Here is a 14,230-nt window from a genome sequence, read left to right on the forward strand (position 1 = left end):
GACCTGGGGTGGCTCGCACGAGGGGGCGGGCCACCCCAGGTCTGCTCTCCGGGGTTCACCCGCACGGCCGGGCCAAGATCCGCTTCGCGTAACCTGGTCACGTCGTGGACATTTCGGACGAGTCCGCCGCGTCCGGCGGGCCAATTCCCACATTGCGCACCCCGAGCCGCACCCTGGTGGTCCTGGCCGGGCTGCCCGGCGCGGGCAAGAGCACCGTGCTGCACAAGCTGATCGCGCCGCCGGGGACCGTCGTGCTCGACTCCGAGCAGGTCCGCGCCCGGCTCAAGGCACTGCTGCCCGCCGCCGTCCCGTACCGCTGGTACCGCCCCCTGGTGCACGCGCTGCACCGCACGCGCATCGCCTGGTTCTGCTTCCGCACCGACGGCAGGGTGATCGCCCACGAGCCGTCCACCCGCGCCACGACCCGCCTCATGATGGTGCTGTTCGCGCTGATCACCGGCAGGCGCCGGGTTCTGGTGTGGCTGCACGTCGGTCCGGAGGAGGCGCTCGCCGGGCAGCACGCCCGCGGACGGCTCATCCGCAGCCGCTCGTTCCAGCTGCACGTGCACCGCGCGTACCGGGTGCATCGCGCGCTGCTGTCGGGGCGGGCGCCGCGCGGCTGGCAGGACGTGCGCCTGTTCACCCGGAACGACCTGGCCGCAGGCCTGCGGCTGACCGGCCGCAGGTGAGATTCGTCCCGATGCCACGGGTGGGTTCGTCATGGCGAACAGGTGATCGCTACCCTTGGACAACGGCGCGGAGGAAAAATCCGCCGCGTCTGGCTGAGACAGCGAGCTGCGAGTGACTGGCAACAGTGTGTGTGCGTGCCAGGTGTGCGCGGCTTGTACATGCGCGAGCAGCACCGCGCGTACGCCCTGAGGACGGCGACGGCGGAGCTGTGTTCGGACCTGACTGTTGCGATCGCCGCGTGCAGTGGACGTCGGTGCAGGGCCGTGACGCATCCCGGTTCAGCCCTGGCGACCACTAACGAGGAGATCCGCTACACCCATGCCCCAAATCGATCACGCAGTTTCCGGACAGGTCCTGACCGGCGACGCGAGCACCGAGCTGCCCGCCGAACTGACCACCGACGCGGCCGTCGCCGCATCGGTCGACTCCGTCGAGTCCGCGCTGTCCGAGCAGGCCGCCGAGACGGCCCCCGAGGCTCCCGCCGAGCCGGCCGAGCCGAGCGGTTTCGACGCGCTCGCCATCGACCCGCTGGTGCGCAAGGTCGTCGCCGAGCTCGGTTACGAAACCCCCTCGCCGATCCAGGCGCAGACCATCCCGCCGCTGCTCGAAGGCCGCGACGTGATGGGCCTGGCGCAGACCGGCACCGGCAAGACCGCCGCGTTCGCGCTGCCCATCCTCAGCAACATCGACCTCAACGGCTCCGGCCCGCAGGCGCTGGTGCTCGCCCCGACCCGCGAACTGGCCATCCAGGTCGCCGAGGCGTTCCAGCGCTACGCCAAGCACCTGCCCGGCTTCAACGTGCTGCCGATCTACGGCGGCCAGAGCTACGGCCCGCAGCTCGCCGGCCTCAAGCGCGGCGCGCACGTCGTCGTCGGCACACCCGGCCGGCTCATCGACCACCTCGACAAGGGTTCGCTGAACCTGCGCCACCTCAAGCACCTGGTGCTCGACGAGGCCGACGAGATGCTGCGGATGGGCTTCATCGAGGACGTCGAGCGCATCCTGCAGTCCGTGCCCGAGCAGCGGCAGGTCGCGCTGTTCTCCGCGACCATGCCCGGCGCGATCCGCAAGATCAGCCAGTCGTACCTGCGCGACCCGGTGGAGATCTCGGTCAAGACCAAGACCTCCACGGCCACCAACATCACCCAGAAGTACGTGCCGGTGCGCGGCCCGTACAAGCTGGACGCGCTCACCCGCATCCTCGAAGTCCAGAGCTTCGACGCGATGATCGTGTTCGCCCGCACCAAGCAGATCACCGAGGAACTCGCCGAGAAGCTCAAGGCGCGCGGGTTCAACGCTTCCGCGATCAACGGCGACGTGCCGCAGGCGCAGCGGGAGCGCACCATCGGTCACCTGCGCGAAGGCCGCATCGACATCCTCGTGGCCACCGACGTGGCGGCGCGCGGGCTCGACGTCGAGCGCATCTCGCATGTGCTGAACTACGACATCCCGCACGACAGCGAGTCCTACGTGCACCGCATCGGCCGCACCGGCCGGGCCGGGCGCAGCGGCGAGGCGATCCTGTTCGTGTCCCCGCGGGAGCGCCACATGCTGCGCTCCATCGAGAAGGCCACCCGGCAGGCCATCGAGCAGATGGACCTGCCCAGCATCGACGACGTCAACGACCAGCGGCTCGCCCGGTTCGCCAAGGACATCACCGAGACGTTGGAAAAGGGCGGCTTGGAGCTGTTCCACAACCTGGTCCAGGAGTACGAGCGCACCCACGACGTGCCCGCCGCGGAGATCGCCGCTGCGCTGGCCGCCATGGTGCAGGGCGACCGCCCGCTGCTTTTGGAGCCGGAACCGCAGGACAACCGCCGCGGCGGCCGGGACGGCGGCTACGAGCCCGCCGGTTCGGACACCGACACCTACCGGGTCGAGGTCGGGCGCCGCAACCGCGTCACGCCGAGCGCACTGGTCGGCGCGCTGGCCAACGAAGGCGGCCTGCACAGCAAGCACATCGGGCACATCGACATCCGGGCCGAGCACACGCTCATCGAGCTGCCCGCGAACCTGCCCGAGGACATGCTGCGCAAGCTCAGCAAGACCCAGGTCGCCGGTCGTGGTCTGCGGATCAGCCGGGCCGACGGCGAGGTGCTGGCGCGGCGCGGTCCGCGTCCGGGCCGGGACCGGGACCGGGACAAGCCGCGTCCGCACCGCAAGGGCGGCCCTCGGTCCCCGCAGCAGGGCGGTCGCTCCGGCGGCTACGGCAAGCGCCCCAGCCGGGACCGCACCTGATGACGAGGGCGGCGCGGTCTCCCCGAGGAGGCCGCGCCGCCCGCTCTTTCGCACCGCGTTCGCCGCTCGGACGCGGGCACCTGCCCGGCGGTCGCCCCAGGCGCTTCCGGCGACGGTTACCCTCGACCAGGTACTCAGGTACATCATTCGACTCAGGAGCGGCGAGAACCCGTGTTCGACACCCTTAGCGACCGGCTCACCTCGGTTCTGCAGAACCTGCGCGGCAAGGGCCGGCTCTCGGACGCCGACATCGACGCCACCGCGCGCGAGATCCGCATCGCACTGCTGGAAGCCGACGTGGCGCTGCCGGTGGTGCGCGCGTTCATCGCGGGTGTCAAGGATCGCGCGAAGGGTGCCGAGGTCTCCGGCGCGCTCAACCCGGCGCAGCAGGTCATCAAGATCGTCAACGAGGAGCTCGTCGGCATCCTCGGCGGCGAGACCCGCCGGTTGGAGCACGCCAAGAACCCGCCGACGGTGATCCTGCTCGCCGGCCTCCAGGGCTCCGGCAAGACGACGCTGTCCGGCAAGCTCGCCAAGTGGCTCGCCGGCCAGGGGCACACCCCGATGCTGGTGGCCTGCGACCTGCAGCGCCCGAACGCCGTGACGCAGCTCCAGGTCGTCGGCGAGCGCGCCGGCGTGCCGGTGTTCGCGCCGGAACCGGGCAACGGCACCGGGGACCCGGTGGACGTGGCGCGGCGCAGCCTCGACGAGGCCAAGCGCGCCCAGCACGACGTGGTCATCGTCGACACCGCGGGCCGCCTCGGCGTGGACGAGGAGATGATGCGCCAGGCCGCGGACATCCGGGACGCCGTCAGCCCCGACGAGATCATGTTCGTCGTCGACGCGATGATCGGTCAGGACGCGGTGTCGACCGCGGAGGCCTTCCGCGACGGCGTCGGCTTCTCCGGCGTCGTGCTCACCAAGCTCGACGGCGACGCCCGCGGTGGCGCGGCCCTGTCGGTGCGGCACGTGACCGGCCAGCCGATCATGTTCGCCTCCAACGGGGAGAAGCTGGAGGACTTCGACGTCTTCCACCCGGACCGGATGGCCAGCCGGATCCTGGGCATGGGCGACATGCTCACCCTCATCGAGCAGGCCGAGCAGGCGTTCGACGCCGACCAGGCCGAGCAGGCCGCGCAGAAGCTCGGATCCGGGCAGCTCACGCTGGAGGACTTCCTGGAGCAGATGCAGGCGGTCCGCCGGATGGGCCCGCTGCAGAACCTGCTGGGCATGCTGCCGGGCGCGAACCAGATGAAGGACCAGCTGGCCAACTTCGACGAGAAGCACCTGGACCGGCTGCAGGCCATCATCCGCGGCATGACGCCCGCCGAACGCGACGATCCGAAGATCATCAACGCTTCGCGGCGGCAGCGCATCGCCAAGGGCTCCGGCGTCAACGTCAGCGACATCAACGACCTCGTGACCCGGTTCTTCGAGGCCCGCAAGATGATGCAGCAGATGGCGGGCCAGTTCGGCGGCTTCGGCGGCGGAGGCGGCACCAAGAAGGTCAAGAAGGGCAAGGGCAAGAACCGCAAGAAGATCAAGGGCCCGACGCAGCCCAAGGGCATGCGCGGCATGCCCGGCGGTTTCCCCGGCATGCCGCCCGGCGGATTCCCCGGAGGCATGCCCGGCGGAATGCCCGGTGCCGGTGCCGGTCAGGACACGTCCCAGCTCGAAGGCGGGCTCAACGAGCTCCCGCCGGGCTTCGACCCGTCCAAGCTGAACTTCGGCGGCAAGAAGAAGAAATGACGGCGCCGCTGCACGTGCGCGGTGTCCTGCTGCCCGACGGCGAACTCGGTGAGCTGTGGATCGGGGACGGCCGGATCAGCCGCGCGCCGCTGCCCGGCGCGACCACCGTGTTCGACGGCGGCTACGTCGTGCCCGGACTCGTCGACGCGCACTGCCACGTCGGCATCGGCCCGGACGGGCCGGTGGACCTCGACGTGGCGGCAAAGCAGGCCGAGATCGACCGGGACGCGGGCACGCTGCTCATCCGCGACTGCGGGGCGCCGATCGACACCAAGCCGCTGCAGCAGCGCGACGACCTGCCGCGCATCATCCGCGCGGGCAGGCACCTGGCGAAGCCGAAGCGCTACATCCCGTACCTCGCCGACCAGCTCGAACACGAATCGCAGCTGCCCGCGGCGGTGGCCGAGCAGGCCGCCGACGGCGACGGCTGGGTGAAGCTCGTCGGGGACTGGATCGACCGCTCCGCCGGCGACCTCGCCCCGCTGTGGAGCGATGAGGTGCTGGTCGAGGCCATCGCCACCGCCCACGCGCACGGGGCCCGCGTCACCGCGCACGTCTTCGGGGAGGACGCGCTGCCCGGTCTGCTCGCGGCGGGCATCGACTGCATCGAACACGGCACCGGCCTCACCGACGACACCGTCGAGATGATGTCCCGGCACGGCACCGCGCTGGTCCCGACGTTGGTGAACATCGAGAACTTCCCCGGATTCGCGTCCGCGGCGACGAAGTACCCGGATTACGCGAGCCACATGACCGCGCTCTACGAACGCGGCGACGCGACCGTCGCCAAGGCGATCGAAGCGGGCGTCCCGGTGTACGCCGGAACCGACGCCGGCGGTGGCATCGAGCACGGCGTGCTCGTCGACGAGATCCTCGCGCTGCACCGCGTCGGGATGTCGGCCGAGCAGGCGTTGGGCGCCGCGTCCTGGGAGGCCCGCGACTGGCTCGGGCACTCCGGGCTGCGGGACGGCGACGCGGCGGATCTCGTCTGCTACGACTCCGATCCGCGCAAGGAACTCGCCGCATTGCGCCATCCCCGGCGCATCGTCTTGAAAGGCGCCGTCGTCACCTGAACGACGGTCCCCGCATCCGAATTCGGATGTGGGGCGGCGAATGCCGAAGGTAATCTGACGATTCCGCCGGAAATCGGCGTGCTGGACAGCAGACCACGGCCGAGCGGCGGGAAACGGGACGAGCGCGTCCAGGCCACGCCGCCCGCCCGAGACGGAGGCGCCCGTGCAGGTACCGCAGCCCGAGCCCACCGAAGGCGTTCCCGCCGTCGGGAAGATCGCGGGAGGAACCGCCATCGCAACGCAGGTGCAGCCGCCACCCGCGGAATCGGATCACCGGTGGGGGTTCGGCGCGTTCTTCCTCGCGGAAGCGGTGTTCATCCTCGCGTCGGTCACGCTGGCGGCCATCTTCGGTGATCCGGGGGAGAGCTCCTGGTTCACCGTGGCGCTCCCGCTGATGCTGATGGTGCCGACGCTGCTGTCCGCCGCGGTGGCCGTGGTGATCACAGTGGTGCGCGGCAACGGGCCGCGGCTCGACTTCGGGTTGCACTGGCGGTGGTCGGACATCACGACGGGCTTCGGCATCGGCGCGATCGGCCTGCTCAGCACGACCGTCGCCTCGATGATCTGGATCCGCTGGGTGGGACCGGAGAACGCCACCTCCACGGTGAGCACCCTGCTGGACGGGGTGCGGCTGCCGCCGCTGCTCGCCGTGCTGATCTTCCTGCACGTGTGGCTGATCGCCCCGGTGTGCGAGGAGATCCTCTACCGCGGCCTGCTGTGGGGCGCGATGGAACGGCTGCGCTGGAGCCGGATCAGCGCGTTCGTGCTGAGCACCGCGGTGTTCGCGATCGGGCACCTGGAACCCGAGCGCACCTGGTTGCTGCTGATCATCGCGATCCCGATCGGGGTGGCCCGGATGCGCACCGGCAGGCTCACCGCCAGCGTCGTCGCGCACCAGGTGAACAACTTCCTGCCCGCGCTGGGCCTGCTGCTGATCTCGCTCGGCGTGGTGGCGCCGTCCTGAGCGCGCCGGGGCCGCTCGCCCGGAATCGCCCACCGCGGCGGTCCCGGAATCGCGGCCGTGCCCGCGGCGGGTACCTCCTGCGAGGCCGAGCCGGGCATCTGGCAGAATAAACGCCTGTTCGCTGCGAGTCGGTCCCTCTCACCGTCCGCGGCCATCGACGTATGAGCCTTCCACACCGTATTTCCCCACACGGCTTGGTTTGCTCACCCGAGCACGAACGAGAGTCTGAGGAGCACCAGCACCCGTGGCTGTGAAGATCAAGCTGGCGCGGATCGGTAAGATCCGGGAGCCGCACTACCGCATCGTCGTCGCCGACTCGCGTACCCGCCGTAACGGCCGGGCGATCGAGACGATCGGTCAGTACCACCCCATGGAGAACCCCAGTCGCATCCTGGTCAACTCCGAGCGGGCGCAGTACTGGCTGGGTGTCGGCGCGCTGCCGACCGAGCCGGTGCAGGCGATCCTGGAGGTCACCGGCGACTGGCAGAAGCACAAGGGCCTGCCGGGCGCCGAGGGCACGCTGAAGGTCGCGGAGCCGAAGCCGAGCAAGCAGGAGCTGTTCGCCGCAGCTCTGGCCGCCGCCGGCGAGGACACCGTCGCCGACGCGACCACGCCGAAGAAGAAGGGCGGCAAGAAGGCCGACGCCGACGCGGCCGCCGCCGAAGAGCAGAAGTCCGAGGACGGCCAGGCGTGACGGTCCTCGCGGACGCGCTTGAACACCTGGTGCGCGGCATCGTCGACAACCCCGACGATGTCCGCGTCCAACTCCTCACCACCCGGCGCGGCCGCACCCTGGAAGTTCACGTCAACCCGGACGACCTGGGCAAGGTCATCGGCCGCAGCGGTCGCACGGCGACCTCGCTGCGCACCGTGATCTCCGGGATCGGCGGTCGTGGCATCCGGGTCGACGTGGTCGACACCGATCGATGAGGACGGCATGACCGGTCCGATGCTGGCCGTGGGCAGGGTGGCCAAGACGCACGGCGTGCGCGGCGAAGTCGTCGTCGACGTGCGCACGGACAGCCCTGAACTGCGGTTCGCGCCGGGCGCGGTGCTCGGCGTCCAGCGGCGCGGCAAAGCCGGGCCGGACACGCTCACCGTGACAGCCGCCCGGCCACACGCCGGGCGGCTGCTGGTGCGCTTCGAGTCGGTGGACGACATGGACGCCGCCGAGCACCTGCGCGGCGCCACGCTCATGGTGCGCGCGGACGCGCTGGAGGCCACCGACGATCCGGACGAGTACCACGACCACCAGCTCGAAGGCCTGCGAGTGGTGCTGCCGACCGGCGACGAGGTCGGCGTGGTGCGCGAAATCCTGCACACGCCCGGTGGCGAGCTGCTGTCGGTGCGCACCCCGGACGACGTGGAACGGCTCATCCCGTTCGTGTCGGAGATCGTGCCGGAGGTCGACCTGGCCGCCGGACGCGTCGTGGTGGACCCGCCCGAGGGCCTGCTCGGCGACGACTGACCACGCCCGGTGGCGGCGCACGCCGCGTCGGTGCTCGTCCGATCTCCGAACGCTGCCCGGCCACGCCGCCGGGACATCTCCTTGAAGGAACACCCCGTTGCGCATCGACGTCGTCACGATCTTCCCCGAGTACCTGGCTCCGCTGCGCGCCGCGCTGCTGGGCAAGGCGATCGAGCGGGAGAAGATCTCCGTCGGGGTGCACGACCTGCGCGACTGGACCCACGACGTGCACCGCGCGGTGGACGACAGCCCGTACGGCGGCGGTCCGGGCATGGTGATGAAACCCGACGTGTGGGGCGAAGCCCTCGACGAGGTGTGCGCGTCGCCGGAGGCGCGGCCCCGGTTGATCGTGCCCACTCCGGCCGGGCGTCCCTTCACCCAGCGGACCGCGGTGCGCTGGTCCGCTGAGCCGTGGCTGGTGTTCGCCTGCGGTCGCTACGAGGGCATCGATCAGCGGGTCGTCGACGAGGCGGCCGAGCGGATGCCCGTCGAAGAGGTCTCGATCGGCGACTACGTCCTGGTCGGCGGTGAAGTCGCCGCGCTGACCATGATCGAGGCCGTCGCCCGGTTGCTGCCGGGAGTGCTCGGCAACCCGGCCTCCGCCGAACAGGACTCGTTCTCCGACGGCCTGCTCGAAGGCCCCAGCTACACCCGGCCCGAGGTGTGGCGCGACCGGCCGGTGCCGGACGTGCTGCGCTCCGGCAACCACGCCGCCATCGCGCGCTGGCGGCGCGACCAGGCGCTGGAGCGGACCTACCACCGGCGGCCGGATCTGCTGGAGCGACTGCCCGCGCAGGACCTGAACGCCAAGGACCGCGCGCGGCTGGATACACTGCGCGCGGATGATGAAGCGGACGTTCCGGAAGGAACTCCGCAGCAGGGGCAGGACTGACCCCACCGGAGAGCCGCGAAGGCTCGTACTGCGGCGCTTTCCGGGGCCGGTTCCGGCGCCTGCCTGCGCGTCTGGCACACTTGACGGGTTGCTGAAGCCGGATTCTGTACCGGCGCGCACATCGCAAGCCAAACCCCGTGTCAGGCGGCGGCCGCGGTTCAGACCCGGTCACGATTCGCGAGTGCACGGGTGCCTACGACACGGATGAGGACGGACCACCGATGAACACCCTGGACGCTCTGGACGCCCAGTCGCTGCGTTCCGACATTCCGGCCTTCCGGCCTGGCGACACGCTGAAGGTCTATGTCCGCGTCATCGAGGGTTCGCGCGAGCGGAACCAGGTCTTCCAGGGCGTCGTGATCCGTCGCCAGGGCGCAGGCGTCCGGGAGACCTTCACCGTCCGCAAGATCTCCTTCGGTGTCGGCGTGGAGCGCACCTTCCCGGTGCACACCCCGAACATCGCCAAGATCGAGGTCGCCAGCCGCGGCCAGGTCCGCCGGGCGAAGCTGTACTACCTGCGGGAGCTGCGCGGCAAGGCCGCCAAGATCAAGGAGAAGCGGGAGCCGATCGCCGCTTCCTGATGCGTGACGCCCGCCGGTGGCGGGTGACTTCGGACGACCCGGGTGCTTCGCGCCCGGGTCGTCCTTTTCGTGCGCGCCTGATCGTTCCGGTGATCCACGATCAGGTGAACGAGTTCGGTGGGGCGCGGCACATCGCGCCCGTTCCCGGATCTCCCGGAACCCGCACTGATCGACCGCGTGCCGGGAACCCGCACGTCACCGGCGGAATGCGGCCCCGCGGCCTCCGGCCGGGGCAGTCCGCCGGGGGGCACCGCGGTTCCAGTAGCCTGGCTGCGTGGCCGACGTCATGCGCTCTAATGGACCAGAAGAAGAGCCCCGCGAAGGCGCGGCTGCCGAGCACTCCGAAGGGGACGGTGGCCGCTCGCGGGGCCGCCGTTCGCGCGAACGGAAGGGATCGTTCTGGCGGGAGCTGCCGATCCTGATCGTCACCGCGCTGGTGCTCACGATCGTGATCCAGGCGTTCCTGGCGCGGGTCTACGTGATCCCCTCGCAGTCGATGGAGCAGACGCTGCACGGCTGCGACGGCTGCCAGAACGACCGGGTGCTGGTGGACAAGGTCTCCTACCGGTTCACCGATCCCGAACCGGGCGATGTCGTCGTGTTCCGCGGCCCCGAGACGTGGGGGCACAACGACTTCCAGGTGGCCGAGCCGTCGAACCCGGTGGTGGGCTTCCTGCAGGGCGCCATGGCACTGGTCGGTTTCGGCTCGCCCGACGAGAAGGACTTCGTCAAGCGGGTCATGGCCACCGGCGGGCAGACCGTCGAATGCTGCGACGACCAGAACCGGGTGCTCGTGGACGGCAAACCGCTCAACGAGCCCTACATCTACTGGGAGCCGGGTCGCGGCGACACGCAGCCGGACTTCGCGCCCGTCACCGTTCCGCAGGGATACCTCTGGGTGCAGGGCGACAACCGCAACGACTCCCTGGACTCCCGATTCCAGGGCGGTGGTGGCGTCAACGGTGCGGTGCCGGTGGACAACGTGATCGGCAAGGCGCAGGTGATCGTGCTGCCGCCGCAGCGCTGGCAGAGCATCTCGGAGACCAACCCGCAGGCCGACGCGCTCGGCGCCCCCGCCTGGCAGGCGGGCCTGCCCGCGGGCATCGGCTTCGCCGCCGCGTTCCCGGTGCTGTGGATGGGCCGCAGGTTCACCGCTGTCATCCGGCAGCACCACCAGGAGCGGCACTGACGGTGGGAGCGCGGTCCGCGGTCGCCGAGACGGGCTGGCGCCCGCCACGGCCGGTGATCCGCCGCAGCAGCGGCAACTGGGCGCTGCAGAGCGCCCTGGACCGCAGCGGTCTCGGCCCGGTCGCCGGGGTGGACGAGGCGGGCCGCGGCGCGTGCGCGGGACCGCTCGTGGTGGCGTCCTGCGTGCTGCGCGCCGGGGACGCGCGGCGGTTCGAGGGGCTCACCGACTCCAAGGTGCTCAGCGAGGCGGAGCGGGAGCGGCTCTACGAGGTGATCGTGCGGCGGGCCGTCGCCTGGTCGACGGTGGTGATCGAGGCCGACGAGGTCGACGCGCTCGGCATCCACGTGGCCAACCTGGAAGGCATGCGGCGCGCGGTCGCGCGGCTGGCGGTGCATCCGGGCTACGTGCTCACCGACGGGTTCCGGGTGCAGGGCTTGGCGGCGCCGAGCGTGGCGGTGCTCAAGGGCGACCTGGTCGCGGCCTGCGTGGCCGCCGCGTCGGTGCTGGCGAAGGTCACCCGCGATCGCATCATGTGCGAGCTGGACGAGCGGTTACCGAGGTACGGCTTCGCCGGGCACAAGGGGTATTGCACGGTCCACCACACCGCGCGCATGCGCGAGCACGGTCCGAGCGGGGAGCACCGGTGGTCCTATTCGAACGTGGTCGCGGCGGCCCGGCTGCACGGGATGCGGTCGCCACGCACCGTCACCAGCAAACCCGGTCTGTTCGATGCTTCTGAGGGGGAAGTGGTGGACAATGGGCGAACGTAGAACGAACGGCGACGGGGAAGGGCTCGCACTGCGATGAGCGCCGAGGATCTCGAAAAGTACGAGACCGAGATGGAGCTTCAGCTCTACAAGGAGTACCGCGACATCGTCGGGCAGTTCACCTACGTCGTGGAGACCGAGCGGCGTTTCTACCTGGCCAACGCGGTGGACGTGCAGGTTCGCAACTCCGATTCGGAGGTCTACTTCGAGGTGTCCATGTCGGATGCGTGGGTGTGGGACATGTACCGGCCGGCGCGGTTCGTCAAGAAGGTCCGGGTGATCACGTTCAAGGACGTGAACGTCGAGGAGCTGGACAAACCGGAACTCCGATTGCCGGAGAACGGGCCGTTCGGCGGGAGCTGACCGGTCGCGCCACCGGGCGGAGGGGCGCTCGGCGCTGATGTGGTGGAACGGGTGGTCGCCTGCGGGCGGCCACCCGTTCTTCGTCGCAGCATTCATAGATCGTTTTCGATGGAGTTGTCCACAGGTCGTCGATCCATCCACAGATTTCCCAATTGGGCCTGGTGGGCGCTGATCGGCCAGGGCACTTTGGAAGTCGGGCCCGGAGAGCAGCTCCGGGCCGATTCCCAGCCCTGGAGGAGATCATGGCGGTGCCCACTCTCGACTACCGACCGTTGCGCGGGGCGCTCTCGGACGTGCACGGGCAAGGCACTCACGCGCTCGGCCGAGCCGGTGAGCGGTTGGCGGCCGAACACCTGGAGAAGCTGGGCATCTCGGTGCTCGCCAGGAACTGGCGTACCGCGCACGGCGAGCTCGACATCGTCGGCACCGACGGCTACCGCGTGGTGTTCTGCGAGGTCAAGACGCGCTCCGGGATCGACTACGGGGCGCCCCTCGACGCCGTCGGACCGAACAAGATCCGTCGCTTGCGGGAGCTCGCCAGAGCTTGGCTCGCGGAGCGGCGGCTGACCGGTTGCCAGGTCCGGTTCGACGTCATCTCCGTCCTGTGGCCCCCCAAGGGGCCGATCACCCTTGACCACCTGCCGGGGGTGTTCTGAATGGCGCTGCGGCGGACTTGGGCGGTCGCGCTGTTCGGCGTGGACGGCGTGCTGGTGGAGATCGAAGCGGACGTGCGCAAGGGCGGCCTGCCGAGCGTGCAGCTGCTGGGATTGCCGGACACGGCCCTGCAGGAGTCGAAGAACCGGGTGCGCGCGGCGGTGCAGAACTGCCAGGAGGACTGGCCGAAGAGCTGCGTGACGCTGGCGCTGTCACCCGCCGCGCTGCCGAAGGCGGGCACCTCGTACGACCTGGCGTTGGCCTGCGCGGTGCTGGCCGGGGCCGAACAGGTGCCCGCGCACCGGCTGGAAGGCACGGTGCTGCTCGGGGAGCTGGCCCTCGACGGCCGGATACGGCCCGTGCGCGGACTGCTGCCGGGGCTGCTGGCGGCTCGGCGCGAAGGGATCCGGCGGGCGATCGTGCCGGTGGAGGGGCTGGCGGAAGCTCGGCTGGTCGACGGCCTCGAAGTGCTCGGGGCGGAGCGGTTGAGCGAGGTCGTCGACTGGCTGCGCGGGCAGGGCGAGCTCGTGGACGGTCCCGGCGAGGTCGTCTCCCGGCGCGCGACGTCGACGGAGGACCTGGCGGACGTGCTGGGGCAGCCGGAGGCGCGCTGGGCGCTGGAGGTGTCCGCCGCGGGCGGTCATCACCTGTTGCTGGTCGGCCCGCCGGGCACCGGCAAGACGATGCTCGCGCGACGGCTCAGCGGGCTGCTGCCGGAGCTGTCGAGGCAGGAGGCGTTGGAGGTCACCGCGATCCACTCGGTGGCCGGCGAGCTCAGCGCGGACGCTCCGCTGGTGGCGGATCCGCCGTTCGTGGCTCCGCACCACTCCACCTCGGTTCCCGGTCTGATCGGCGGTGGGGCCGGGCTGGCGCGACCGGGAGCCGTCAGCCGCGCGCACCGGGGCACGCTGTTCCTGGACGAGGCGTGCGAGTTCGGTCCGCAGCGCCTCGAAGCACTGCGCACCGCGCTGGAGGAAGGGGAGGTCCGGCTCTCGCGGCGGGACGGGACGTTGCGCTACCCGGCGCGGTTCCAGCTGGTGCTGGCCACCAACCCGTGCCCGTGCGCGCCGGCCAGGGACGCCGACTGCCACTGCGCGCCGCAGGCGCGGCGCCGCTACTTCGGCAAGCTGTCCGGTCCGCTGCTGGACCGGGTCGATCTGCGCGTGGACATGCGCCCGGTCACCGCGACCACCATGCGCGCAGGCGGGCAGGCGGAGTCGACGGACGTGGTGCGCAAGCGGGTGTCGCGGGCGCGGGAAGTGGCGGTGCAGCGGTGGGCTTCGCGAGGCTGGCAGACCAACGGCGAGGTGCCCGGCCCGGTGCTCCGCCGCGAGTTCGCGCTGCCGGACGCGGTGACCGCGCTGCTGGACCGCGGGCTCGACGTGGGGGCGCTGACCGCGCGAGGCGCCGACCGCTGCCTGCGGGTGGCGTGGACGCTGGCCGATCTGGACGGCAGCGAGCGTCCGGAGGCGGAGCACGTGGCCGCCGCACTCGCGTTCCGGGAACGGAGGCTCGCATGAACGCGACGGCCGGAACGGTGCAAGCGATGCAGATGGTGCAATGCGAGGCGGCATCGTGTCGATGTTCGTCGCACGGTGTCGA

Annotated in this window: 15 protein-coding genes; all 15 read left to right on the top strand. The window is 70.8% G+C overall.

Annotated features, from left to right (window positions below; translation table 11 throughout):
- The first annotated feature begins 104 nt into the window (after positions 1-104).
- The 15 genes from OOZ19_RS26120 to OOZ19_RS26190 all read left to right on the top strand — a co-directional run bounded on the left by OOZ19_RS26120 (position 105) and on the right by OOZ19_RS26190 (position 14,148).
- Positions 105-689, top strand: coding sequence for a P-loop nucleotide/nucleoside kinase family protein (locus OOZ19_RS26120; RefSeq protein ID WP_266092811.1), 585 nt, complete (start codon positions 105-107; stop codon positions 687-689).
- 319 nt (positions 690-1,008) lie between these two features.
- Positions 1,009-2,928, top strand: coding sequence for a DEAD/DEAH box helicase (locus tag OOZ19_RS26125; RefSeq protein WP_266092812.1), 1,920 nt, complete (start codon positions 1,009-1,011; stop codon positions 2,926-2,928).
- Positions 2,929-3,099: 171 nt separating this feature from the next.
- A complete protein-coding gene (gene ffh, locus OOZ19_RS26130; protein ID WP_266092813.1) occupies positions 3,100-4,677 on the top strand; it encodes a signal recognition particle protein in 1,578 nt (525 codons plus the stop codon).
- A complete protein-coding gene (locus tag OOZ19_RS26135; protein ID WP_266092814.1) occupies positions 4,674-5,750 on the top strand; it encodes an amidohydrolase family protein in 1,077 nt (358 codons plus the stop codon). Before ffh ends, OOZ19_RS26135 begins: the two co-directional genes overlap by 4 nt.
- A gap of 163 nt (positions 5,751-5,913) precedes the next feature.
- The gene (locus OOZ19_RS26140; RefSeq protein WP_266092815.1) at positions 5,914-6,714 is read left to right on the top strand and encodes a CPBP family intramembrane glutamic endopeptidase; all 801 of its coding nucleotides are present in this window, start codon (positions 5,914-5,916) and stop codon (positions 6,712-6,714) included.
- Between the two features lie 244 nt (positions 6,715-6,958).
- Positions 6,959-7,408, top strand: coding sequence for a 30S ribosomal protein S16 (rpsP, locus tag OOZ19_RS26145; protein WP_266092816.1), 450 nt, complete (start codon positions 6,959-6,961; stop codon positions 7,406-7,408).
- Positions 7,405-7,644: an RNA-binding protein gene (locus OOZ19_RS26150; protein WP_243792825.1), complete on the top strand. Its 240-nt coding sequence runs from the start codon at positions 7,405-7,407 to the stop codon at positions 7,642-7,644. The genes rpsP and OOZ19_RS26150 overlap by 4 nt, the downstream gene beginning before the upstream one ends.
- Before the next feature lie 7 nt (positions 7,645-7,651).
- Positions 7,652-8,182 carry a ribosome maturation factor RimM gene (gene rimM / locus OOZ19_RS26155; protein WP_266092817.1) on the top strand — a complete coding sequence of 177 codons (531 nt, stop codon included), beginning with the start codon at positions 7,652-7,654 and terminating at the stop codon, positions 8,180-8,182.
- Positions 8,183-8,279: 97 nt separating this feature from the next.
- The gene (gene trmD / locus OOZ19_RS26160) at positions 8,280-9,074 is read left to right on the top strand and encodes a tRNA (guanosine(37)-N1)-methyltransferase TrmD (RefSeq protein ID WP_266092818.1); all 795 of its coding nucleotides are present in this window, start codon (positions 8,280-8,282) and stop codon (positions 9,072-9,074) included.
- Positions 9,075-9,295: 221 nt separating this feature from the next.
- A complete protein-coding gene (rplS, locus tag OOZ19_RS26165; protein ID WP_266092819.1) occupies positions 9,296-9,655 on the top strand; it encodes a 50S ribosomal protein L19 in 360 nt (119 codons plus the stop codon).
- Positions 9,656-9,929: 274 nt separating this feature from the next.
- A complete protein-coding gene (gene lepB / locus OOZ19_RS26170; RefSeq protein ID WP_266092820.1) occupies positions 9,930-10,844 on the top strand; it encodes a signal peptidase I in 915 nt (304 codons plus the stop codon).
- A 2-nt stretch (positions 10,845-10,846) separates the two neighbouring features.
- Complete coding sequence (locus OOZ19_RS26175; RefSeq protein WP_266092821.1) at positions 10,847-11,614, top strand: ribonuclease HII; 768 nt, start codon at positions 10,847-10,849, stop codon at positions 11,612-11,614.
- A gap of 33 nt (positions 11,615-11,647) precedes the next feature.
- Positions 11,648-11,974, top strand: coding sequence for a DUF2469 domain-containing protein (locus OOZ19_RS26180; protein WP_184481717.1), 327 nt, complete (start codon positions 11,648-11,650; stop codon positions 11,972-11,974).
- 242 nt (positions 11,975-12,216) lie between these two features.
- On the top strand, positions 12,217-12,630 hold the full coding sequence (locus OOZ19_RS26185) for a YraN family protein (RefSeq protein WP_266092822.1): 414 nt from the start codon (positions 12,217-12,219) through the stop codon (positions 12,628-12,630).
- Positions 12,631-14,148 (top strand): YifB family Mg chelatase-like AAA ATPase, encoded by a 1,518-nt coding sequence (locus OOZ19_RS26190; protein ID WP_266092823.1) that lies wholly within the window; start codon positions 12,631-12,633, stop codon positions 14,146-14,148.
- Positions 14,149-14,230: the final 82 nt, after the last annotated feature.

The sequence above is a fragment of the Saccharopolyspora sp. NFXS83 genome (assembly GCF_026241095.1).
Lineage (GTDB): Bacteria > Actinomycetota > Actinomycetes > Mycobacteriales > Pseudonocardiaceae > Saccharopolyspora_C.